Below are 23,198 nucleotides of genomic sequence, written 5' to 3'. Positions count from 1 at the left end.
CGGCCCCGTAGCCGTAGCGATCGATGACTTCGGCCCAGCGCTCGGTGATGAGCGCGCGCTGTTCGGTCGTTATCTCGTAGCGGTTCGTCCGGTAGGTCGCCTTCTCGTCCAGGTATCGCCGTAGCCGAGGCACGTACCGATCGAAGTCGCCCAGGTCCAGGTGCTCGTACATCTTGCGCAGCTGGCCCTCGGGATCGCCGATCAAATCCTCGTAGCGCAATTCGTAAAACCTTGACGGGTCAACGAGTTCGCGCCCTTCGTCCAGCTTTCGATGCAGGTCGAGGTAGTTGGACAGGACATTTTCATCCAGTCCCTCGAACTTCGGCCGTTGCAGCCCGTGGACGAGCGAGAACGCTTTGAACAGGTTGACGGTCGACGGGTAGACGACGTACGGATCCCGAACGATGTGGATGAACTTCGCCTGCGGAAATATCTCCAGCAGCACCTTGATCCGGAAGCTGTGAGTCGGACTTTTCAGGACGATCGCCTTGCGGCGGCGGAAGTACACCTGCTGGACGAACCGAAAGAAGGTCCGTTTCCACGTTTCCAGTTCTCGCGGAGTCAGCTTGTCCATGTCCAGGTACTGCTCGTCCTGGGTCGGCCGGTTCGGGAACGCGATGGTGAGGTACGGCGAGGGCAATCCCAGCATGCACCAGGCGAACTCGTCTTCTTGCGGGTGCGCCATGCTCATCTCCATGCTGTCCATGGCGCGATGCTTCGACGTCAGAAACTCCGCGAACCGGGCAAACCGCTGGGTCAGCAGAAAGTGGTTTGGCGCAATGCATTCGTAGGTTGTCGGACCGGTGTGACGGTCGTCGAGGACCATCATTTTGTGCAGCATCGTGGTGCCGCTGCGCCAGTGCCCGATGATGAAGATCGGCGCATCGCCGATCGCCGTGCTGGCGACTCGCCTGCCGAAGAGGACGTTCTGCCACATCCCCAGGAAAGAGTTCACGACGGACAGGAGCGTGTAGAGCACCACGTAATGCCAGCGGTCCAGTGCACGTCGAAACGGTTGCGGGCCAGCAGGCGCGTCCAGGCGGCGAAGTTACAACCGATCCACAGCGGCGCGGCCCACTCGTGCCACCACGCGAATCGCGACGTCGAGCCGGCGGCCTTCATCGCAGGTGGGCGCAACGCGGTGGGGTTGCGCGACGCGCAACGACGACCTCGCGAGCAGTCACGACGCTTCGCCCTTCTCGAGGACAACTGGAATACATGTTCAAGACAACGGTGACGCTACTGGTTAGTTGTCCTACGCATGCCTAATTAACAGAAACGTCATTTCCATGACATGTCGAATTCGAGATGGTGGCCGTATTGCCAGGTAGCTGACCGATCAACTGCTGGTGTGATCCGAGGATTGTCACCGAATGGCATTTGGCGGGACCAGACGGACACACACCTGATCGCCGGACGTCACCCTGTTCTTCAAGGACTGGGGTACCGGGCGGCCAATCGTGTTCAGCCATGGCTGGCCGTTGTCCTCCGATGACTGGGACAACCAGATGCTGTTCTTCTTGCAGCAAGATTTCCGGGTCGTTGCGCACGATCGGCGTGGCCACGGCGGGCCCACCCAAACCCGCGACGGCTATGACAGCGAAGACGACCAGATCGTGCCTTAAGTGGCCGCAGGCCCCAAGTCCGCAGCGTTGCGGACGAACGGAACCTTGAAGGCCTACAAGGGTTTTCCGCACAGCATGATCGCCACGCAGGCTGGCGTAGTCAATGCCGGCGTACTGGATTCATCAATTCCTGACCGCATGGTGCGCCGGGTTCACGAGCCGAACAGGGTCGATGCCAGCGCCCGGTAGCCGGGCATCGGGCTGGCTCCGTCAGCGGTCAGGATCTGGATTCCGATGTGGTCGGCGCCGGCCGCGAGGTGATCGCGCAGGCTCGATGCGATGCCCCGCGTGCTGCCGTGCGGAACCAGCGCGTCGATGAGTCGGTCGCTGCCCTCGCCCTCGAGGTCGGCGTCGGTGTAACCGTACCGGCGTAGGTTGTTGGTGTAATTACTCAGGCGCAAATACGGGTCGGATACGAAGGTGCGAGCGATCTTTCGGGCGGCCAGCGGATCGGGATCAAGCACCACGGTCTGCTCGGGCGCGACGACGACCTCGGGCCCGAGCATCGCGCGGGCTTCCCGGGTGTGTTCGGGCACTACCAGATAGGGATGGGTGCCGAGTGTGCGGTCCGCGGCCAACCGCAGGGCGCGTGGGCCCAGCGCGGCCAGGATCCGGCCGTCAGCGGGGACTCCGCCGGCATCCAGTCGATCGAGATAGTCGACCATCGTGGTGTACGGCGTGCGGTAGGTGGAGACTGCTTCGGGGTGACCGATGCCAACGCCGAGCAGGAGCCGATCACCATAGGTTGAGTTGAGCCTGCGGTAGGCCTTCGCGATGGCGGCGGCATCATTGGTCCACATGTTTACGATCGCGGTCGCGACGATAATCGAAGTGGTCGATTTTAGGATCTGTTCGACCGGGGCGAGGTCTTCGATCGAGGCGGTGCCCAGGCCGAGCCAGACGGTCGGGTAGCCCAATTGTTCTGCTTCGGTTGCGAATTCGGTGCGTGCGGCGTCGCCGTAGCCAGGGTGCAACCAGGCGCCGTACGCGCCGAGGCGCGTGCGTAGCGGCGCGATCATGATCCCGCCGGCACGATGCGCAGGTTCACGATGCGGTTGCCGCGAATGGCGAAGCTGTTGACCAGATCGACCTCGCCGCCGGGGAAGTTGCCCTCCAGGTGCAGGAACACGTCGTAGCGCCGCACACCGTCCGTTTCGCCGAGTGCCGTGAAACCGGTGATCGTTGACGTGTATTCGAAGGCGGAGTCCACGTCTTCGCGCCATCGCCGTATCTCGGCCCGGCCGGTTCGGTGTTTACCCTCGTCGAGGACACTGGCGTCGTCGCTGAAACACGCGACCACCGCCTCGACGTCGCGCCGCTCAGCCGCGGCCAGATAGTCCGAAAGGGCTTGGGGCATCGACTCTTCATTCATCTGCTTCTCCCCGGGTAGACTGACTTCTGAAACCGAAGTTAGTAACTTCTGATTTAGAAGTCAAGGTGGCGGAATGACTGAGAAGGTCCGGCTCGAGGACCGAGAGTGCCCACTGTCGGCGACGCTAGCGTTGGTCGGGGACTGGTGGACCTTGCTGGTCCTGCACGACGCCTTCGACGGCAATACCCGCTTCGACGAGTTCCAGGAGAACCTGGGGGTGTCGTCTAGTCTGCTGGCGGGGCGGTTGAAACGACTGGTCGAGGCGGGGATCTTCGAGCGTCGTCCTTATCAGACGAAACCCGTTCGGCACGAATATGTTTTGACCGAACTCGGTCGCACATTGCGCCCAGTGATCGTCGCGCTGGCCGCCTGGGGCAACTCGCGTCTGCAACCGGGCGCACGCAGCATGGTGCTTGTCGATGCGGACACCGGGGTGGAGGCCGAACCGGTTCTGGTCGATCGCATTTCGGGACGACGGGTCGACGGCCCCGACTTCGTTTTCACCGCAGGTCCGGCGGCGAGCAAGCCATTCCGGGACCGCTACGCTGGGCGACCCACTCCGGTCCGGGCCTGATCGGGCACTCACGCACACCACTCAACCGTTCGGGGATGCGATGCGAACCCGGGAAACCACCGGGGGTGGTGACGGAGTCATCTGAGTGTGAGTCCGCGGAGGCTTCTGCGCGAGGCGACACCGAGTTTGGTGAAGATATGGCCCAAGTGCCACTCGACGGTGCGCGGACTGAGGAATAGTTGGCCGGCGATCTCGGCGTTCGTATAACCGTCTCGTACCAGTGCGGCGATCTGGGTCTCTTGGGTCGTCAACCCGGTAGCGGCGCGAGGAGTGTGGGTGATGACCTTCTCACCGGTTGCGGTGAGCTCACGCCTGGCCCGGCGGGCGAACCCGTCTGCACCCATGTGCGTGAACAAGTCGTAGGCGGTGCGCAATTGTGTGCGGGCCTCGGAGCGGCGCTTCACCCGCCGCAGCCATTCGCCGTAGACGAGGTGGGTTCGGGCCAGGTATACGACGGCCGGACTGCGTTGCAGTTGGGCGAGGGCTTCACGGTAGAGCGCGTCCGCGTCGTCGTCCGTGCATACCAAAGCGGCAGAACGCGCTCCGATGCCCTTTGCGGTTCCGGTCGGGGACGCGTCAGTGCGGGCGGTCAGCCGTGCCAGCGCCTCGCGGGCGGCGGTGGAGTCCCCGCACCGGGACGCGGCCTCGACCAGTTCCGCCAACAGGTAACCGCAGATGCCGAGCTCGTCGTAATCCACCCCCCTGGACGCGGCGGTCAGGGCATCCTGAAACTGACCCAGCCCGATGTGCAAGATGGCCAAGGCATACAGGGCGGTGGCTGACTCAAAACCTTGGCCGACGTCTTGAGCCTCGCGCAATTTGTGCTCGACGTGCTCGCGGCATTGGTCCTCTTGTCCGCGGTAGGCAGCGAGGTAACAGTGGATGGGCGTGTCCGGCATTGCCCCGCCGGTGGTCGCAGTGACGATGGTGGCAGCCTCGCCCAGCAGCATCTCGGCGCGAACGAACTTTCCAGCGGTGACGGACATACCGGCCTCGGTGACCAGGGCCGGCGGCATCACGGAGAGCGCACCGGTGGCGCGCAGTGCGCGCGTTTGCCGGCTCACCAAGTGGTTGTAGCTGTCCTGATCGAAGAGATCCAGGCAGACCATGTAGGCGATCTCGTGCCAGCGTGGCTCTGCCGTGCCCGCAGCGTCTTCTTGCAGGAACTTCGTCACGGCACTTCGTAAGCGTGGTGCAGCCGCGGCGTGTCCGTCGCGCAATCGGAGGATCAATCCGCTTAGCAGATCGTCGATCGCATGGGGTGAGTGTGGTTCGGGTGGAGCGTCGCGGTGCGCGACTTGCGCGATGCGCGACGCGGTGTTGTGGGGGTCGGAAGCGAACCGCCCGACGAGGGCGGCGGCCGTCAACGCCTCGAGAAACGTCTCGCGGGACAGCGGCGCGTTCGTCTTGGACAGCCGCTGCGCCGCGGCCAATAACAATGGCGGAGCATCGTTGCCGCGCCTCGTCGCGAAGGTTAGGCGTGCGCGCAGCAATTCAGCTGTGGCGCCGATGCTCTCGTCGTCGCTGGAGTCGGTTGCCACGGCCAGCAGGTGGTCCGCGGCTTCTATCGAACCCGCCTCGAGTTTCGCCTGCGCAGCAGACAATGCCCGCCGAGCCCTAAGGTCGACGTCGACCGAGAGATGCGCGGCGCGTTCGATGAACGCCGCCGAGGCCGCAATGCCCCCGCGAGCACGTGCCCGTTCGGCTGAAAGCTCCAGCGCGTCGGCGACGTCCGCGTCAGGGCCGGCTGCGGCATGGGCGTGATGCCAGGCTCGATGGTCGGCCGAGGACTCTTCGGTGATGACCTCTGCCAGCGCGCCGTGTGCCCGACGGCGTTCGGCCAATGATGCGCTGCGATAGATGGCCGTCCGGATCAGCGGGTGCCGAAAGCGTATGCCGTTGTGGTCATTTACCAGTTCCGCCGCCTGGGCCGGGGTCACGGCATCGGGTGCAACGCCGAGTTTGGCCGCTGCTGCCCAGAGCCAGTCGGATCTGCCTGTCGGCTCACACGCGGCCAGCACGAGCAGTGTTCTTGTCGGCGCAGGGATCCCGCGAATCTGACGCAAGAAGCTCCGCTCGACCACACTGGCAGGGGGCGCTGCTTGAGCGATTCCGTATCCCCCGGCCAATTCGTTTTGACTCAACGCTTTCGGAATCTCCAGTAGCGCCAACGGATTTCCAGTGGCCTCCGAAATGATGTTCGCGAGCACCTGCTCGTCAAGCCGGCCGGGCAGGGTGGCTGCCAAGAGTGCGCGCGCATCGGCGGCACCGAGTCCGCGCAGCGTCAGCTCGGGCAGCCCCGCGAGCTCGCGGACCGTACTGGTGTCGCGGGTGGCGAAGATCATGGCCACCGGGTCGGCCACGATTCGGCGGGCGGCGATGGTAAGCATGTGCAACGACGCGGAATCCAGCCACTGTGCGTCATCGATGATGCACATGGTCGTCTGGTCCCCAGCCGCCTCACCGAGCAGGCCCAACAGTGCCAGCCCGACCAGTAGTGCGTCGGGCGGGTCACCTCCCCGAATTCCCAGCGCCACTCGTAAGGCATTGTGCTGTGGTTCGGATAATCGTTCCATGAATTGATGCAGCGGAGCGCACAGCTGTTGAAGGCTTCCGAAAGCGAGTTCGAGTTCGGACTCGGCACCGCTGATTCGGATGATGCGAATATCACCGGAGCGGGCCACGATGTCGTCAAGCAGGGCGGTCTTGCCGATGCCGGCCTCACCGCTCACGACAAGAGCGCCACCATGTCCCGCCCGCGCGTTCGCGACGAGCTTCGCAACGGCCGCTTGCTCCCTGCGCCGACCGATCAGCGGCCCGCTCGACACCCCCTAGAAGTTACCGTCGTCACCGCCGCCGGGCATGATGAGCGGCTTGTCCTTCCGCAACGCGTCGATCGTGGATCGGTCGAGATTGAGGGTGGCGCCGACGACTTCGGGTGGCGTAAGCGCGAGCCATTGGTTGGCCGATACGTCGGCGAAGTGGTCGCTGCGGAACAGTTCGAGCATCTGTACCGACTCGTCGCCGACGTTCTCGAAGTAATGACCCATCGCGCTGGGGACGTAAGCGACGTCGCCCGCGTAGTAGTCGAACGTTCTGGCTTTTCCGCTCGAGCCGAACACCGTCATGCGGGCATGTCCGGACACCCAGTATTGCCACTCGTCGTTGTCTGGGTGCCAATGCATTTCGCGCACCGCGCCCGGTGCGAGCTCGACCCACGCGGCGGCGATCGTCGAGGCCGCCGGAAAGTTATTGCTGTCGGCGATACGGATGCTGCCACCGGGCACTTCGATGGGATCCTGGGCCAGCAAGCGGTAGCTCATCGGCTCGGCGGTGCCATGCGGGGACTGCACGGCCGCGATGTCGTCGACCAGCGCGCCCGGCACCTCACCGGGAAAGATATAGCGGGTGTGGTCGATGTCGCCGGCCGTCGGGATGTCGTCGAACGCTGAGCGCGGGACCCCGAAGTTCTTGGCCAGGATGTGCTTGGGCGTGTGCGCGAACCAGTCTGTGACGAGGAAGGTTTCGTTCTCGGAGAAATTCCCGTCGTCGAACACCAAGAGGAATTCACAGTCCTCCAGTGCCTGGATCGAATGTGGGAAGCCGGCGCGGAAATTCCACAGATCGCCGCGGCCGATGTCGTCGATGAAGTTGCGGCCCTGCGGATCGATCGCGGCTATCCGAGCGCTACCGGCGAGCATGAAGGCCCACTCGGCCTCGCGGTGCCAATGCAATTCGCGGTAGGCGCCCGCCTTCAACCGCATGTTGACTCCGGCCAGGGTGGTGGCGACCGGCAATTCGCGCACCGTCGTCTCACGCGCCCAGCCTCCGTTCAACAGGCGGTTGTGTGATGCGGCGAAGGACCATTTGAGGTTGGGCAGGCTGCCGGCATCGGTGTCGGGGGAGCCGGGATTCTGCGCCCCGATCGGAACGTTGTCGGGACCGAGGACGGTGGCGCCCACTTCGCCGCGAATTGTCGGGGCGGCGTTGTCGGGCTCTGTTGTGGTCACAAGTTCCTCCGGAGGTTCTAGGGGACTGCTGGCCTGGCGTGCTGCAGTATTGGCGGCGCCGCACCGAGCCACCACGGTGGATCGGCGCAGCCCTCGACTGCCGCGCCGTCGGAGCGCATGAAATGGCGTTCGTCGCGGCCGGGTTGGTCGAAGTCGCCGTCGAGGGCGCGCAGGACCCAGTCGGCGCCGAACGCGAACACCTCGGCGGCCACGCCACCGAGCGGGTGAAACTGTCCTTCGTACACCCGCATCTCTTTGGGGGCGGTGATGCGTTCGTAAGTGGCGAGCGCGTTTTCCACCGGTGTCAGTTCGTCGAATTCGCCGATGCCCAGCAGCACGGGTCTGGTGATGCGGGCGACGAGGTCGCCCAACGGCATTCGCGCCTTGAGGTCGCGATCGAATGCGTCTTCGTCGGTGTACCCCGCCATGTACATGTAGTTGTTTTTGAAGCTGGGCTGGGCGGCCTCGAAGATCGTCTCGAAATCAGCGGACACCGCCTCGAACGTCGCGGCGGCCCGAAGCAGAGTGTCAGGGGACGCGATCGCTCGCAGTGCCCAGTAACCGCTCATGCTGATGCCGAGCATCCCGATCCGTGCGGAGTCGACCTGCGGTAGCCCAGCCAGGTAGGCGGCGTAGGTCTCGATGGCGCGTTCGTAGTTGTCCAGTCCGACGGTGAGTCCCTGCGACCGCGTTTGGCCCTGGCCTGGCCCCTCGATCGACAGCACAACCACCCCGCGGCTGGTGTAGAACCGTTCGGCGGCCAGGATGTAGTCCTCTTTGATCATGTCCATCCCGGGGCCGAGGATGACCGCGGGCGCGTCGCGTACATCCCTGGCGGGGAGATGCAGCAGCCCGAACAATGTCTTGCCGTCGAAGGCGAGTTCGACTCGGCGCAAACGGTTTTCGTGCAACTCGGCCAGGCGGTCGACGCAGTGGTCGCACCGCTCCCGTAACCGCGCTTTGCGGGCGTTCGCGCTGTCGAAGATGGAGTACTGAGCACGGCCGTACATCACCGCCGCCCGCAGATACAGATCCGACGCGGTCCTTCGGTAGCCATGCTCGTCATGGTGGCGAGCCCGAGTCTCGGCTTGGCCGGCGATCTGCGCCCATGCCTTGGGCAGCATGGCACCGCTTTGGACGAGTGCGAACACCTTGTCAAAGTCCGTATGGTCGTGGCCCAGCAGCTCCAGGGTGCCCTTACCGCCGGGATGCAGGGCGTCGAATCCGCCTTGCGCCAAGGCGATGTCGAGCGACCAGCCCTGTCCTCTAGAACGCGTTGTCATGTGGCTCCGATCCTTCAGGGCAGGTGGTACAGCGTCTTGACGCTGTCGTGCAGCTTGCGGGCCAGCGGTGGCGATTCGTATGCGGCGGTGACGACTTCGACATACGCGGCGCTGTCGACTTGGGAGGCGGTGTGCAGGGCGGCGTCGAGTTCGCCCAGGGTGGTGACCCGGGCGGTGAACCAGCCCTCGCAGCCGAGCGCGTGCGGCAGTTCAGCGTAGTTCCAAGGGGCTACGTCGTTGTAGGCGGTCTCCGGGTCCTTGCATAGCAGGCGCTCGATCAGATATCCGGTGTTGTTGAGTACGAATATGATTGGCTTCAGGCCCAGTCGGTGGAACTGGCAGATCTCCTGGGCCGTCAACTGGTGAGAACCTTCTCCGGTGATCAGGAGCAACCGTCGGCCGGGTTCGGCGACCGCGGCGCCGAGGGCCGCCGGGGTGGCCCAGCCGATGGCACCCCACAAGGTCTGGTTGTAGAACCGTGCGCCGCGGGGAAGCCGTCCAAACGCCAAACCCATTGAGCACGTGCCGGTTTCCGCGATCACTATGTCGTCGGGCGCGATGAAGTCGATCCATCGCGGATAGAGCTGGTCGGCGGTGATCGCCGCGTCGGTGGTGCAGTCAAGGCTGGGCGGTGCGCCAAGCGGGATGCTCGCGGGTGCATGCTTTTGCAGGCGGCGCTCGATGACTTCCATCAAGATGTCGGCCATCTCGACGTCCTGGAAGACCGTCGCACCCACCCGGGTGTGGTGCAGGCCGATGTCGATGGTGCGGGCCGGGTCGAGCCTCGCGGTGAAGGCGCCGGTGTTGAAATCGGTCTGCAGTGTGCCGATCAGCATGACCACATCGGCGGACTCGACGAATGCTCGAACGCCCTCGTCCATCAACCGGCCGTCGTACATGCCGATGTAGTTGGGGTGGTCCTCGTCGATGACCGATTTGTCCGCGAACATGGTCGCAAACGGCAGTTCGGCTCTCTCGATCAGCTGCATCACCGCAGCGGTGACGCCAAGACGGTCGCTCAGCAGGCCAGGCAGCGCGCACGCCGTCGAGGCCGTATTCAAGGCCTGCGCCACGGCGTCCGCCGCCGCTGTCAGTGCCCCCCGGTCGCTGGCGGGGCGGGGCAGCGGGTCAGACGATGCCATGACCGGTTTGTCGACGACATCCGAGGGGAAGGCCAGGTAGACCGGGCGGCGGTCGTAGAGCGCGGCGGCGATCAAACGCTCGGTCTCGGCCACCGCGTTGGCGGGCGTGATGATCGCGCTGGCCGCGGTGACCGCGTCAGCCATGCCCTTGAACAAGCCGAACTCGCCGTTGCCGAGCGTGTGGTGCACGAGGGCGCGGTCCGCCTGCGCGCTCCGGTTCGGCATGCCGGTCAGGTGGAACACCGGCAGTCGCTCGGCGTACGCACCTGCCACCGCGCCGATGGCCGCGAGTTCGCCCACCCCATAGGTGGTGGTCAGCGCGCCGACCCCCGTATGCGCGCGTATCCGTCGGCGGCGTAGCCGGCGTTGAGCTCGTTGCAGCAGCCGATCCAATTGACATCGGGGTGCGCGACGATCGCGTCGTGGACCGGGAACGCGTAATCGCCCGGGACCCCGAAGATGTCGGAGACGCCGATCTGGTGCAGCCGCGCCAGCACGTAGCCGATCACCGTTGGTGTCTGTTTCATTTTTGTCTCCCATCGCTGGGGGAGAGTTTCCCACCGCAACGACGCGCACTAACCCGTGAAACCCCCCGGAACCTGACACCCCGAGCGTGGGGCCAATGCAGGGTTACGACCTGCGGCGATCGGTCAACCCGCAGGCGGGCTTCCTGGGCGACGTCCTGCCTGGTGCAGAGGCTGGTGACGTCCGGAAAAGAATTCTCTAGGCCCGCGGGAACAAGGTCGTGGCATCGATCGTTAGGATCATCGACAAGTTGAGTGATCCAGACTCAAGCCTAGGTTGACAGACCGACGCTCCGAGGGGCAGGCTTGAGCGGGGTTCACTCAGTATAGTGGCACCAAAGAAGCTCTACACTATGAGGAGGAATCACTATGGCTCGTGCGGTCGGTATCGACCTCGGGACCACCAACTCCGTCGTCGCAGTCTTGGAAGGCGGCGACCCCGTCGTCGTCGCCAACTCCGAGGGCTCACGCACCACCCCGTCCATCGTCGCCTTCGCGCGCAACGGTGAGGTGCTCGTCGGCCAGCCCGCCAAGAACCAGGCGGTCACCAACGTCGACCGCACGATCCGTTCGGTCAAGCGGCACATGGGCACCGACTGGTCCATCGAGATCGACGACAAGAAATACACCGCTCAGGAGATCAGCGCCCGCGTGCTGATGAAGCTGAAGCGCGACGCCGAGGCCTATCTGGGCGAGGACGTCACCGACGCGGTCGTCACCGTGCCCGCGTACTTCAACGACGCCCAGCGTCAGGCCACCAAGGAAGCCGGCCAGATCGCCGGCCTCAACGTGCTGCGCATCGTCAACGAGCCGACCGCGGCCGCACTGGCCTACGGCCTGGACAAGGGCGAGAAGGAACAGACCATCCTGGTCTTCGACCTCGGCGGCGGCACCTTCGACGTCTCGCTGCTCGAGATCGGCGAGGGCGTGGTCGAGGTTCGCGCCACCAGTGGTGACAACCACCTCGGTGGGGACGACTGGGATGACCGTGTCGTCGAGTGGCTCGTCGACAAGTTCAAGGGCACCAGCGGAATTGACCTGACCAAGGACAAGATGGCGATGCAGCGGCTGCGTGAGGCCGCCGAGAAGGCCAAGATCGAGCTCTCGAGTTCGCAGAGCACCTCGATCAACCTGCCTTACATCACCGTCGACGCGGACAAGAACCCGTTGTTCCTCGACGAGCAGCTGACCCGCGCCGAATTCCAGCGCATCACACAGGATCTGCTCGACCGCACGCGTCAGCCGTTCCAGTCGGTGATCAAAGACGCCGGCATCTCGGTGTCCGAGATCGACCACGTGGTCCTGGTGGGCGGTTCCACCCGGATGCCCGCGGTGACCGACCTGGTCAAGGAGCTCACTGGCGGCAAAGAACCCAACAAGGGTGTCAACCCCGACGAGGTCGTGGCCGTGGGTGCCGCGCTACAGGCGGGTGTCCTCAAGGGTGAGGTGAAAGACGTTCTGCTGCTTGATGTCACACCGCTGAGCCTTGGTATCGAGACCAAGGGAGGCGTGATGACCAAGCTGATCGAGCGCAACACCACGATCCCGACCAAGCGGTCGGAGACCTTCACCACGGCCGACGACAACCAGCCGTCGGTGCAGATTCAGGTCTTCCAGGGTGAGCGCGAAATCGCCTCGCACAACAAACTGCTCGGCTCGTTCGAGCTGACCGGTATCCCGCCGGCGCCGCGCGGTGTCCCGCAGATCGAGGTCACCTTCGACATCGACGCCAACGGCATCGTGCACGTCACGGCCAAGGACAAGGGCACCGGCAAGGAGAACACGATCAAAATCCAGGAGGGCTCCGGCCTGTCCAAGGAGGAGATCGACCGGATGATCAAGGACGCCGAGGCGCACGCCGAGGAGGACCGCAAGCGTCGCGAAGAGGCCGACGTCCGCAACCAGGCCGAGTCGCTGGTCTACCAGACGGAGAAGTTCGTCAAGGAGCAGCGCGAAGCCGAGGGCGGGTCGCAGGTTCCCGAGGAGACGCTGACCAAGGTCGACGGCGCGATCGCCGAGGCCAAGTCGGCTCTGGGCGGCACCGACATCTCCGCGATCAAGACGGCGATGGAGAAGCTGGGCCAGGAGTCTCAGGCGCTGGGTCAGGCGATCTACGAAGCCACTCAGGCGGCCGGCGGACAGCCCGGCGGCACCGAGTCCGGCGGCTCATCCGGCTCCACTGATGATGTCGTGGACGCGGAGGTGGTCGACGACGACCGGGAGTCCAAGTGACCGAAGGCAATCCGCAGGAACAGGTAACTGTCACCGACAAGCGGCGGATTGATCCCGAGACCGGAGAAGTCCGAAACGTCCCTCCCGGCCCCCAAACTGGGGCGCCGGGCGGGACGGCCTCCGGGTCGTTCTCCGGCGAAACGCCGGAGGAGGCAGGCAAGGCCGCCGAGCTGCTTGCCGATCTGCAGCGGGTGCAGGCCGATTTCGCCAACTATCGCAAGCGTGCCCTGCGCGATCAGCAGGCCGCGGCGGATCGGGCCAAGGCCACCGTTGTCAGTCAATTGCTGGGTGTGATCGACGATCTCGACCGCGCGCGCAAGCACGGTGACCTCGAATCGGGCCCGCTGAAGTCGGTGGCCGACAAGCTGATGGGCGCGCTGACCGGACTGGGTCTGGTGGCGTTCGGCGCCGAGGGCGAGGATTTCGACCCGGTGTTGCACGAAGCCGTTCAGCACGAGGGTGATGGCGGCGAAGGCTCAAAACCGGTGATCGGCACCGTTATGCGCGAGGGCTACAAACTGGGCGAAAACGTTTTGCGTCACGCCCTGGTTGGTGTCGTCGACACGGTCGCGGGCGACAGCGAAGCGGCTGCCGTGCCCGAGCCGGCTAAAACCGAACCGGCCGACACGAACGATAACGCCGACACCTCAGGTGAATAAGGCACAGAATCAGCACAACAGGAATAGCGAAAGGTGAGAGGAGGTGACGCGACATGGCCCAGCGTGAGTGGGTCGAGAAGGACTTCTACAAGGAGCTTGGCGTCTCCTCCGACGCCAGCTCCGAAGAGATAAAGCGCGCGTACCGCAAGTTGGCGCGCGACCTGCATCCCGATGCGAATCCCGACAACCCCGCCGCCGGTGAACGGTTCAAAGCGGTGTCGGAGGCATACAACGTGCTCTCGGATGCGACCAAGCGCAAGGAGTATGACGAAACCCGTCGGCTCTTCGCCGGTGGTGGGCTTGGCGGTCGACGGTTCGACACGGGCGGCTTCGGTGGCTTCAACGTGGGCGGCTATGGCTCTGATGGCGCCGAGTTCAATCTCAACGATTTGTTCGACGCCGCCGGCCGCAGCGGGGGTACCAACATCGGCGACCTGTTCGGTGGCTTGTTCGGACGCGGCGCGGGCGCTCGTCCCAGCCGGCCCCGGCGCGGCAACGATCTGGAAACCGAGACGGAGCTGGATTTCGTCGAGGCCGCCAATGGCGTCGCGATGCCGCTGCGGCTAACCAGCCCGGCGCCTTGCACGAATTGCCATGGCAGCGGGGCACGTCCGGGCACCAGCCCGAAGGTGTGCCCCACCTGTAACGGCGCGGGTGTGGTCAGCAGCAACCAGGGTGCGTTCGGATTCTCCGAGCCCTGCACCGACTGCCGGGGTAGCGGCTCGATCATCGAGCACCCTTGCGACGAGTGCAAGGGCACCGGCGTCACCACCCGTACCCGCACCATCAACGTGCGGATCCCGCCCGGCGTCGAAGACGGACAACGGATCCGGCTGCCCGGGCAGGGCGAAGCCGGGCTGCGCGGTGCGCCATCGGGCGATCTGTACGTGACCGTCCATGTGCGGCCGGACAAGATATTCAGCCGCGACGGCGACGACCTCACCGTGACGGTTCCGGTCAGCTTCAGCGAATTGGCTTTGGGTTCAACGCTTTCGGTTCCCACGCTGGACGGTAAGGTCGGCGTGCGGGTACCCAAGGGTACGGCCGACGGCCGGATCCTGCGGGTGCGCGGACGCGGTGTGCCTAAGCGCACCGGCGGCAGCGGAGACTTGCTGGTCACCGTGAAAGTCGCTGTGCCGCCGAACCTGGAAGGCGCCGCTCAGGAGGCCCTGGAGGCCTATGCGGAGGCCGAACGCTCCAGTGGGTTCAATCCGCGGGCCGGATGGGCGGGTAATCGCTGATGGCGAAAAACTCCAAGCGAGACGAAGCCCGGACCTTCTTGATCTCGGTGGCGGCCGAACTGGCCGGCATGCATGCACAGACCCTGCGCACCTACGACCGCCTCGGGCTGGTCATCCCGAGCCGCACTTCCGGTGGCGGAAGGCGCTATTCGCAGCACGATGTGGATCTGCTGCGCGAGGTGCAGCGTCTATCGCAGGACGAGGGTGTCAACCTCGCCGGCATCAAGCGCATCATCGAGCTGACGAATCAGGTCGAGGCGCTGCAGTCGCGGTTGAAGGAAATGACCGAGGAGATCGCGATGTTGCGCGCCAATCAGCGCCGTGACGTCGCGGTGGTACCCAAGAGCACGGCCCTGGTGGTGTGGAAGCCCCGCCGACCGTCCCGCGATCAGGGGTAACCGCTCATTGGTCGGGACGGTCGCTAGGCCCGAATCGAGAACACCGCGACGGCCGGTTCACCCGGACGCGCCGTGGGGTAGTTGCCCCGGCTGAGCGCATCGGTCGGCGCGGTCATCGGTTCGAAGCAGACCACGTCCTCGGCGGGCGGCGCGAAGATCTGGGTCGCCGAATAGCCCTGCTCGAAGTGGACCTCCAGGCGCCGTCCGCCGCCGGACACCGCGAACACCGCGCCATCAGCCACCTGGTCGTAAGCGTCGTCAAAAGTGTTGTCGCCCAACGGTTCCTTCATGGCCGGCTGCTCCGAAAACCCGCCGGTGGGCAGTCCCCGTTGGTCGAGGGCTAAATGCCGCAATGGCGGCGCCTCAATGATCCATTCGCTGCGTGGCACGTCGGGCGCGCGCAGATACGGGTGAAAGCCGAAGCACAGCGGGACCGCGGTGTCGCCGGTCGCGGTGACGGTGGTGCGCACCGTCAGCGTCCGGTCGGCCAGCCGCACCGACACCGTCAGCAGATGCGGGTACGGGAAGCTGGCCAGCAGCCGTGGCTGCGCACCGAAGTCCACCTCGGCGGTCAGCTCGTTGGCCGACTCCGTCACCACCCGCCAACCCGGATAAGCCGCAAACGTGCCGTGGATGGGCAGGCCGTTGGGGTCCGCCCGCACCCCGTTTTCACCCGGCGTCAACTCGACGGTCACATTCTCGGCCGTATACGTGTTGGCGCCCAAGCGATTTGCCCAGGGATACAGAATCGGTATGCCCATCGTCTTGCCGGCTTCGATATAGGCGTCCAGCCCGCGCCGCTGACCGAGCAACTCGACACCATCGTCGATCAGCGAGGTACCGATCATGCCCGCTTCCGGCACGAACCGTGCGGTCAACGACGACGCGGGATCGCGCAGGGTCACGAAGTGCACGGGGTGAGCCTAACGGCTCAACGGGTCGTGCTGAATGCGCTCCGGTGGGGCGCCTTTGGCGATCAGCGCGGCCTTGGTCGCCTGGACCATCTTCGGCCCGCCGCAGACGAGGATCTGCCGGTCGCCCCAACCGCCGTATTTGGTTACCACGTCCGGCAACTGACCGATCTGGTGGACGTGCAGCCCGCGCGGTGGCGTGACGTCCGGGTAGTCGGCGGCCCAGGCGGGGTCGCTGTTGTATTCGGACACCGGCGAGACCGACAGCCAGGGGTTGTGCGCGGCGACGTGCCACAGCGTCGGCAGGTCGTAGAGCTCACAACGGTAGCGCGCGCCGAAGAAGAGGTGCACTCGTGGGTTCTCCGCGAAGCGGGACAGGTCCATGATCAGCGACCGCAGCGGCGCCAAACCGGTGCTGCCGGCCACCATCAGCACGTCGGCGCCGGTGCGGTCCACCTGCAGGCCACCATGCGGGCTGGACAACCGCCATCGGTCGCCCATTCGGCTTTCGTTGACGATCGCGGTGCTGACCAGGCCGCCGGGGACCTGGCGGACGTGAAACTCGATCCCGCCGTCGGGCTCGGCCGGAATGGACGGGCTCAGGAAGCGCCACCGTCGCGGGCATTGCGGGATCTGGACGTTGACGTACTGACCGGGGTGGTAGTGCATCGGCCGGTCCAGTCGCAGCCGAACCACCGCGAGGTCGCGGGACACCCGTTGGTGCTCGATAACGGTGCCGTCCCACCAGGCGGGTCCCTCTTCGGCATCGGCGGCGCCGGCCATCACCCCGGTGATCAGGTTGAGCGACTCAGTGGCGGCCTCGTCGACGGCGTCGGTCCAGTGCCGGCCCAACTGGGTGCGCAGCGTGGTGTACAACGCGCGCCGGCAGGACTCGTAATGACTTGGCAGCACACCGTATTTACGGTGATCCCGGCCAAGCTGGGCGAAAAATGCTACCGGCTCGGCAGCGCGCTGCTCCACCAGCTGGACGTAGACCCAGTGCAGGGCGTGACCGAAAGCGGTTCGCTGAGCTTCCATTTCGGGCGGGAACAGGTCGCGCACCGCGACGTCGAGGGCGAACCAGTGCGTGTAGAAGCGATGGACGAGTTCGCTGCCGGCGACCGGGTCGTCCGGTGCGAGGGCGTCGCGCAGCACCCGCAACGCCTCGGAGTCCTCTAAGCCCACGGGGCCCGATTCTAAGCTCGCCCAGGCAGATCAGCCCTGCCCGACGGTGTTCGACCTTCCGGTGTTGGCGACGTTCGGCGAACCCCAGTGGTAGGTGACGACGTTGTCCGTGCCCGCGGTGCTGATCGCGTCCGTGCTGTCGATCGTCACGCGATTCCCCTTGCCGGCGACGCTGACACTGGTGCAGTGACCCGTGACGGTGATCGTGTTGTCCACCCCGCTCACCGACAGATAGCCGCCGTTGCAGGGGATTGTCTTTGCGGTGCCGGACCCGCTGACCTGCAAGGTGCCCGCGCCGGGGACCTTGGTGGGCAGGTCGTCGGTCGCGAGGTCGGTGCGGATCCCGGTCACCGTCAGACCGGCCAGGACCAGCCAGCCGATCACGAGACCCAACCAGCAGGCCATCCCCGCCCGCAGCCGAGGCCGCAGCGTGCCGGCCCAGTTGCCGCTCTCGTCGCGGTCGAGGTCATAGGCGAAGGCGGTCACGCACCGCGCCCGGGTGGGATCGCGCTCGTCGGCCAGGATCACCCCGTCGGTGTATTCCCGCCCGTGCACCACGAGCTCTCCCTGGTGATCGTCGAGCGTGTAGGACACCTTCGTCTTGATGTTGGGGCCGCTGACGCGCCCGCGCGTGACCGTCCAGCCGTGCGCCATCGGTAGTCGGGCATTGAAACGCGTTGCACACGAAAGTATTTCAGTTCCGGTGACGGTTGCGACCCGGCCCCACTGGAGCAGTCCGATTCGCACCCGCGCGCCCAGCAGGTGCACGGCGTAGATCCCGGCCAGCGTGAGTACCGCCGCCGCGGCGAACGCCTTGGGCAGTTGGATCCATAGCGCGACGGGTGCGATCGCGACCACGAACAGTGTCCAGACGTACCGCCAGCGAAACGGCAGCAGCTCGGCCAGCCGGAAGGCGACCGGAATTCTGCGCGGCGGCGGCGCGAGGCCGTAATACGTCTGTTTCATGGACCAAAGACCTCTATCGGATCGGGTGAAAAAAACTTAAACTTGAGCGGAGCAGACTCAATATTGACGACGTTGAACAAGCGGACGAGCATTTTCCCGATACCCGAACGGAGGCGTCGTGGACTCTTTCAACCCGACAACCAAGACGCAAGCGGCCCTGACGTCAGCCCTGCAGGCCGCCAGCGCTGCCGGTAACCCCGAGATCAGGCCGGCTCACCTGCTGTTGGCGCTGCTGACGCAGAACGACGGGATCGCCGCACCGCTGCTGGAGGCTGTCGGCGTCGAGCCCGCGACCATTCGCACCGAGACCCAGCGTCTGCTCGAGCGGCTGCCCCAAGCCAGTGGGTCCAGCTCGCAACCGCAGCTGTCCCGCGAATCGCTGGCCGCGATCACCACGGCCCAGCAGCTGGCCACCGAGATGGACGACGAATACGTCTCCACCGAACACCTGATGGTGGGCCTGGCCACCGGAGACTCCGACGTCGCCAAACTGCTCACCGGGCACGGCGCGTCGCCTCAAGCTTTAAGGGAGGCGTTCGTCAAGGTCCGTGGCAGCGCCCGGGTCACCAGTGCCGATCCGGAGGCCACCTACCAGGCGCTGGAGAAATACTCCACCGACCTGACCGAGCGCGCCCGTGAGGGCAAACTCGATCCGGTCATAGGCCGCGACAACGAGATTCGCCGCGTCGTGCAAGTGCTCTCCCGTCGCACCAAGAACAACCCGGTGCTGATCGGCGAGCCCGGCGTCGGCAAGACCGCGATCGTCGAGGGCCTGGCCCAGCGCATCGTGGCCGGCGACGTGCCCGAGAGTCTGCGCGACAAGACCGTCGTCAGCCTGGACATGGGTTCGATGGTGGCCGGCGCGAAGTACCGAGGCGAGTTCGAGGAGCGTCTCAAGGCCGTGCTCGACGACATCAAGAACTCGGCCGGGCAGATCATCACGTTCATCGACGAGTTGCACACGATCGTTGGCGCCGGTGCGACCGGCGAGGGCGCCATGGATGCCGGCAACATGATCAAGCCGATGCTGGCCCGCGGCGAGCTGCGCCTCGTCGGTGCCACCACGCTCGACGAGTACCGCAAGTACATCGAGAAGGACGCCGCGCTGGAGCGCCGCTTCCAGCAGGTGCTGGTCGGCGAGCCGTCGGTCGAGGACACCGTCGGCATCCTGCGCGGGCTGAAGGACCGCTACGAGGTGCACCACGGGGTGCGGATCACCGACTCCGCGCTGGTGGCCGCGGCCACGTTGAGCGACCGCTACATCACCGCGCGCTTCCTGCCGGACAAGGCCATCGACCTGGTCGACGAGGCCGCGTCGCGGTTGAAGATGGAGATCGATTCGCGGCCCGTCGAGATCGACGAGGTCGAGCGCCTGGTGCGTCGCCTCGAGATCGAAGAGATGGCGCTGGAGAAGGAAGAGGACGAGGCGTCCAAGGAGCGGCTGGAAAAGCTGCGCGCCGAGCTGGCCGACCAGAAGGAAAAGCTCGCCGAGCTGACCACCCGGTGGCAGAACGAGAAGAACGCCATCGATGTCGTCCGCGAACTCAAGGAACAGCTGGACACGCTGCGCGGGGAGTCCGAGCGCGCCGAGCGCGACGGCGACCTGGCCAAGGCGGCCGAGCTGCGCTACGGGCGCATTCCCGAGGTGGAGAAGAAGCTCGACGCCGCGCTGCCGCAGGCCGAGGCCCGCGAGAACGTGATGCTCAAGGAGGAGGTCGGGCCCGACGACATCGCCGACGTGGTGTCGGCGTGGACCGGCATCCCGGCCGGCCGCATGCTGGAAGGCGAGACCGCCAAGCTGCTGCGGATGGAAGACGAGCTGGGCAAGCGCGTGGTCGGACAGAAGAAGGCCGTGCAGGCCGTGTCCGACGCGGTGCGTCGCAGCCGCGCCGGGGTCGCGGACCCGAACCGGCCCACGGGTTCATTCATGTTCCTGGGCCCGACCGGTGTCGGTAAGACCGAGCTCGCCAAGGCGCTGGCCGACTTCCTGTTCGACGACGACCGGGCGATGGTCCGCATCGACATGAGCGAGTACGGCGAGAAGCACTCGGTGGCCCGGTTGGTCGGTGCGCCTCCCGGCTACATCGGCTACGACCAGGGTGGTCAGCTGACCGAGGCGGTGCGTCGGCGCCCCTACACCGTCGTGCTGTTCGACGAGGTCGAGAAGGCCCACCCGGACGTGTTCGACGTGCTGTTGCAGGTGCTCGACGAGGGCCGGCTCACCGACGGCCAGGGGCGCACGGTCGACTTCCGCAACACGATCCTGATCCTGACGTCCAACCTCGGTTCGGGTGGCAGCGAGGAGCAGGTGATGGCGGCGGTGCGCGCGGCGTTCAAGCCGGAGTTCATCAACCGCCTCGACGACGTGCTGATCTTCGAGGGACTCAACCCCGAGGAGTTGGTCCAGATCGTCGACATCCAGCTCGAGCAGCTGGCCAAGCGGCTGGCGCAGCGGCGGCTGCAGCTGGAGGTGTCGCTACCGGCCAAGAAATGGCTGGCCCAGCGCGGGTTCGACCCGGTCTACGGGGCACGGCCGCTGCGGCGGCTGGTCCAGCAGGCCATCGGCGACCAGCTGGCCAAGCTGCTGCTGGCCGGCGAGGTCCACGACGGCGACACCGTCCCGGTCAACGTCAGCCCGGACGGCGACGGCCTGATCCTGGGTTAAGCCGGTTGGCGCTCTGGCGCCGCCTTCGCCGAACGTGCTCTCATGGCGGGAATTGAGCGCGCGATTTCTCCGCCCCCTGAGCACGTTCGGCGTGTTCTTTCTAGCGACGCCGGTCGCCCAGCTCGAAGTCACGGGTCTGGGCACCGGCGTCGATCACTGCCTGCAGCAGTTGGCGGGCGGCCGGCTGCGCGAGGGTTTCGCGAAACAACTGGTCCTCGATGCGCAGACCTTCCACCACATCTCCGGTTGCGGCGCCGACCGCTCGCTTCGCGTTGACGATGGCCACCGCCTGCGATGACGCGATGCGGCCGGCGAGGTTGTCGACAAACCGCCGCAGCCGATCGGCGGGCAGCGCGCGGTTCACATATCCCCAGGCTTCGGCCGTCTCGGCGTCGACGTCCATGCAGCCGAGGATGACTTCCAGGGCGCGCGCCCGGCCGATCAGCCGGGGCAGCCGCTGGGTGCCGCCACCGCCCGGGATGATGCCGACGGCCAGCTCGGGATGGCCGAGGACCGTTACGCCGAGTGCGGCGAACCGCATATCGAACGCCATCGCGAACTCGCAGCCGCCGCCGCGGCAGACGCCCTCGATCACCGCGATCGTCGCCTTCGGCAGCGTCCGGACCCGCTCGGTGACCGCGTGGAACAACGACAGCTCGCCGTGTAGCCCGACATCGTCAGCCGGCAGGTCCAGGATCAGTCCCACGTCGGCGTGGGCAATGAACATCTCCGGGTCGGCCGAGTCGACGACCAGCACGCGTACCTGGTCGTCGGCCGCGACCTCGCGCGCCAGCCGGTCGAACTCGTTCAGCAGCGGTACGTCCAGCAGGTTGATCGGGGGGTTGTCGATCGTGGTCCGGCAAACGCCGTCGGCCGTGGCGACGCGAATTAGCTGGTAGCCCTCGTAGACCATGGACGGAACCCTACGCGGGCCAGCAAACCTTAATGTGGTTGTGACCAGGTCGCATTCTCGGTTCCGGCGCCATAGCAGATACGCTACTTAGGATGGTCCCCCTCTGGTTCACCCTCTCCGCGCTGTGCTTCGTCGGCGCGGTGGTGTTGCTGTACGTCGACGTCGATCGTCGCCGGGGGCGCAGCAGGCGGCGCAAATCCTGGGCCCGCTCGCATGGGTTCGACTACGAGCGCGAATCGACCGACATCCTCAAGCGCTGGAAGCGTGGCGTGATGTCGACGGTGGGGGATGTTGCCGCCCACAACGTCGTGCTGGGGCAGATCCGGGGCGAAGCGGTCTACATCTTCGATCTCGAGGAAGTCGCCACGGTGATCGCGCTGCACCGCAAGGTGGGCACCAACGTCGTCGTCGACCTGCGGCTCAAGGGACTCAAAGAGCCGCGCGAGAGCGACATCTGGCTGCTGGGTGCGATCGGCCCGCGGATGGTCTACTCGACCAACCTGGACGCGGCCCGTCGGGCTTGCGACCGGCGCATGGTCACCTTCGCCCACACCGCGCCGGACTGCGCGGAGATCATGTGGAACGAACAGAATTGGACGCTGGTCGCGATGCCGATCGCCAGTACGCGCACCCAGTGGGACGAGGGGCTGCGCACGGTGCGCCAGTTCAACGACCTCTTGCGGGTGTTGCCGCCGGTGCCCGCCGACAGCGACGAGCCGGCGGGACCGCGCAGCGCGGCGCCGAGTCGTCCGCTGGCCCCGGCCGGCCGGGCGGAGTTGCCGCCCCGGCGCTCGGCGCAGGAAATGTCCGGGCTGTTGGGAGATGCCGGCCGCCGCGCCCCGGAATCGCCCAGCCGCGACGAGGGCTGCACCGAAGCCATCCGGCGACCCCCATCAGCCACGGGGCGCAACGGCCAACAGGCCAGCAACTTCCAGCGCTGAAAGCTATTGCGCTGCAACATGTCTGATCGCGACGAACTGGCCGAACTAGTGCGCCGGCTGTCGGTGGTGCACGGCCGGGTCACCCTGTCGTCGGGCAAAGAGGCCGACTACTACGTCGACCTGCGCCGGGCCACGCTGCACCACCGCGCCTCCGCCCTGATCGGCGTGCTGATGCGCGAACTCACCGCGGACTGGGATTACGCGGTCGTCGGCGGGCTGACCCTGGGCGCCGACCCGGTCGCGACGGCCGTCATGCACGCGCCCGGGCGACCGATCGATGCCTTTGTGGTGCGCAAGTCTGCGAAAGCCCATGGGCTGCAACGTCTTATCGAGGGATCCGAGGTGTCCGGTCAAAGGGTGCTGGTGGTCGAGGACACCAGCACCACCGGCGGCTCGGCGCTGACGGCGGTGCATGCCGTCCAGGAGGCGGGAGCCGAAGTCGTCGGCGTGGCCACCGTGGTGGACCGCGCGACCGGCGCCGCGGAGGCGATCCAGGCCGAGGGATTGCTGTACCGCAGCGTGCTGGGCCTGGCCGATCTGGGGTTGGGCTAGGGCTT

19 protein-coding genes and 2 pseudogenes are annotated in these 23,198 nt (G+C 65.9%); 9 read left to right on the top strand and 12 right to left on the bottom strand.

Annotated features, from left to right (window positions below; genetic code table 11):
* Positions 1-7: 7 nt before the first annotated feature.
* Positions 8-1,122 (bottom strand): annotated as a pseudogene (locus G6N54_RS15920) (sulfotransferase family protein); the annotation flags it as partial.
* A 302-nt stretch (positions 1,123-1,424) separates the two neighbouring features.
* Between G6N54_RS15920 and G6N54_RS30600 the strand changes: the two are divergent.
* Positions 1,425-1,604: pseudogene (locus G6N54_RS30600) on the top strand (alpha/beta fold hydrolase); the annotation flags it as partial.
* A gap of 173 nt (positions 1,605-1,777) precedes the next feature.
* Here G6N54_RS30600 and G6N54_RS15910 read toward each other — a convergent pair.
* Positions 1,778-2,644: a TIGR03620 family F420-dependent LLM class oxidoreductase gene (locus tag G6N54_RS15910; RefSeq protein ID WP_163790964.1), complete on the bottom strand. Its 867-nt coding sequence runs from the start codon at positions 2,642-2,644 to the stop codon at positions 1,778-1,780.
* Complete coding sequence (locus G6N54_RS15905) at positions 2,641-2,997, bottom strand: nuclear transport factor 2 family protein (RefSeq protein WP_163790963.1); 357 nt, start codon at positions 2,995-2,997, stop codon at positions 2,641-2,643. Before G6N54_RS15905 ends, G6N54_RS15910 begins: the two co-directional genes overlap by 4 nt.
* A gap of 73 nt (positions 2,998-3,070) precedes the next feature.
* Between G6N54_RS15905 and G6N54_RS15900 the strand changes: the two genes are divergently transcribed.
* A complete protein-coding gene (locus G6N54_RS15900) occupies positions 3,071-3,571 on the top strand; it encodes a winged helix-turn-helix transcriptional regulator (RefSeq protein ID WP_163790962.1) in 501 nt (166 codons plus the stop codon).
* 77 nt (positions 3,572-3,648) lie between these two features.
* Here the strand turns inward: G6N54_RS15900 and G6N54_RS15895 are convergent, their stop codons facing one another.
* From G6N54_RS15895 to G6N54_RS31385, 5 genes are read right to left on the bottom strand one after another with little or no spacing between them, the layout of a single operon-like run.
* Positions 3,649-6,399: a helix-turn-helix transcriptional regulator gene (locus tag G6N54_RS15895; protein WP_163790961.1), complete on the bottom strand. Its 2,751-nt coding sequence runs from the start codon at positions 6,397-6,399 to the stop codon at positions 3,649-3,651.
* Between the two features lie 3 nt (positions 6,400-6,402).
* Positions 6,403-7,581 (bottom strand): cupin domain-containing protein, encoded by a 1,179-nt coding sequence (locus tag G6N54_RS15890; protein WP_163790960.1) that lies wholly within the window; start codon positions 7,579-7,581, stop codon positions 6,403-6,405.
* A gap of 17 nt (positions 7,582-7,598) precedes the next feature.
* A complete protein-coding gene (locus G6N54_RS15885; RefSeq protein WP_163790959.1) occupies positions 7,599-8,864 on the bottom strand; it encodes an alpha/beta hydrolase in 1,266 nt (421 codons plus the stop codon).
* Between the two features lie 14 nt (positions 8,865-8,878).
* The gene (locus G6N54_RS31390) at positions 8,879-10,306 is read right to left on the bottom strand and encodes an alpha-keto acid decarboxylase family protein (protein ID WP_332107598.1); all 1,428 of its coding nucleotides are present in this window, start codon (positions 10,304-10,306) and stop codon (positions 8,879-8,881) included.
* 14 nt (positions 10,307-10,320) lie between these two features.
* Positions 10,321-10,533 (bottom strand): thiamine pyrophosphate-binding protein, encoded by a 213-nt coding sequence (locus G6N54_RS31385; protein WP_197939534.1) that lies wholly within the window; start codon positions 10,531-10,533, stop codon positions 10,321-10,323.
* A 366-nt stretch (positions 10,534-10,899) separates the two neighbouring features.
* Between G6N54_RS31385 and dnaK the strand changes: the two genes are divergently transcribed.
* From dnaK to G6N54_RS15860, 4 genes are read left to right on the top strand one after another with little or no spacing between them, the layout of a single operon-like run.
* A complete protein-coding gene (gene dnaK, locus G6N54_RS15875) occupies positions 10,900-12,762 on the top strand; it encodes a molecular chaperone DnaK (protein ID WP_163790958.1) in 1,863 nt (620 codons plus the stop codon).
* Entirely contained in the window at positions 12,759-13,421 is a 663-nt protein-coding gene (gene grpE, locus G6N54_RS15870) for a nucleotide exchange factor GrpE (RefSeq protein ID WP_163790957.1), read from the top strand. Before dnaK ends, grpE begins: the two co-directional genes overlap by 4 nt.
* 53 nt (positions 13,422-13,474) lie before the next feature.
* Positions 13,475-14,662, top strand: a complete 1,188-nt coding sequence (gene dnaJ / locus G6N54_RS15865; protein ID WP_163790956.1) for a molecular chaperone DnaJ — start codon at positions 13,475-13,477, stop codon at positions 14,660-14,662.
* The gene (locus G6N54_RS15860; protein ID WP_163790955.1) at positions 14,662-15,060 is read left to right on the top strand and encodes a heat shock protein transcriptional repressor HspR; all 399 of its coding nucleotides are present in this window, start codon (positions 14,662-14,664) and stop codon (positions 15,058-15,060) included. Before dnaJ ends, G6N54_RS15860 begins: the two co-directional genes overlap by 1 nt.
* A 23-nt stretch (positions 15,061-15,083) precedes the next feature.
* Here the strand turns inward: G6N54_RS15860 and G6N54_RS15855 are convergent, their stop codons facing one another.
* The 3 genes from G6N54_RS15855 to G6N54_RS30585 are packed head-to-tail and all read right to left on the bottom strand — an operon-like array spanning position 15,084 to position 18,122.
* A complete protein-coding gene (locus G6N54_RS15855; protein WP_163790954.1) occupies positions 15,084-15,974 on the bottom strand; it encodes an aldose 1-epimerase in 891 nt (296 codons plus the stop codon).
* Positions 15,975-15,983: 9 nt separating this feature from the next.
* On the bottom strand, positions 15,984-17,156 hold the full coding sequence (locus G6N54_RS15850; protein ID WP_163790953.1) for an FAD-binding oxidoreductase: 1,173 nt from the start codon (positions 17,154-17,156) through the stop codon (positions 15,984-15,986).
* Positions 17,157-17,186: 30 nt separating this feature from the next.
* Positions 17,187-18,122 (bottom strand): DUF3060 domain-containing protein, encoded by a 936-nt coding sequence (locus G6N54_RS30585; protein WP_232072846.1) that lies wholly within the window; start codon positions 18,120-18,122, stop codon positions 17,187-17,189.
* A gap of 118 nt (positions 18,123-18,240) precedes the next feature.
* Between G6N54_RS30585 and clpB the strand changes: the two genes are divergently transcribed.
* Complete coding sequence (clpB, locus tag G6N54_RS15840; protein ID WP_163790952.1) at positions 18,241-20,787, top strand: ATP-dependent chaperone ClpB; 2,547 nt, start codon at positions 18,241-18,243, stop codon at positions 20,785-20,787.
* 100 nt (positions 20,788-20,887) lie between these two features.
* Here clpB and G6N54_RS15835 read toward each other — a convergent pair whose 3' ends face one another.
* The gene (locus G6N54_RS15835) at positions 20,888-21,700 is read right to left on the bottom strand and encodes an enoyl-CoA hydratase/isomerase family protein (protein WP_163790951.1); all 813 of its coding nucleotides are present in this window, start codon (positions 21,698-21,700) and stop codon (positions 20,888-20,890) included.
* A 92-nt stretch (positions 21,701-21,792) separates the two neighbouring features.
* Between G6N54_RS15835 and ttfA the strand changes: the two genes are divergently transcribed.
* On the top strand, positions 21,793-22,641 hold the full coding sequence (ttfA, locus tag G6N54_RS15830) for a trehalose monomycolate transport factor TtfA (RefSeq protein WP_163790950.1): 849 nt from the start codon (positions 21,793-21,795) through the stop codon (positions 22,639-22,641).
* Positions 22,642-22,659: 18 nt separating this feature from the next.
* Positions 22,660-23,193 (top strand): orotate phosphoribosyltransferase, encoded by a 534-nt coding sequence (gene pyrE / locus G6N54_RS15825; RefSeq protein WP_163790949.1) that lies wholly within the window; start codon positions 22,660-22,662, stop codon positions 23,191-23,193.
* Positions 23,194-23,198 lie beyond the last annotated feature (5 nt).

This window comes from Mycobacterium stomatepiae, assembly GCF_010731715.1.
In the GTDB taxonomy this organism is placed as follows: domain Bacteria; phylum Actinomycetota; class Actinomycetes; order Mycobacteriales; family Mycobacteriaceae; genus Mycobacterium; species Mycobacterium stomatepiae.
Note: the sequence above shows the minus strand (reverse complement) of the source record. Positions and strands in the feature narration are given on the sequence as shown.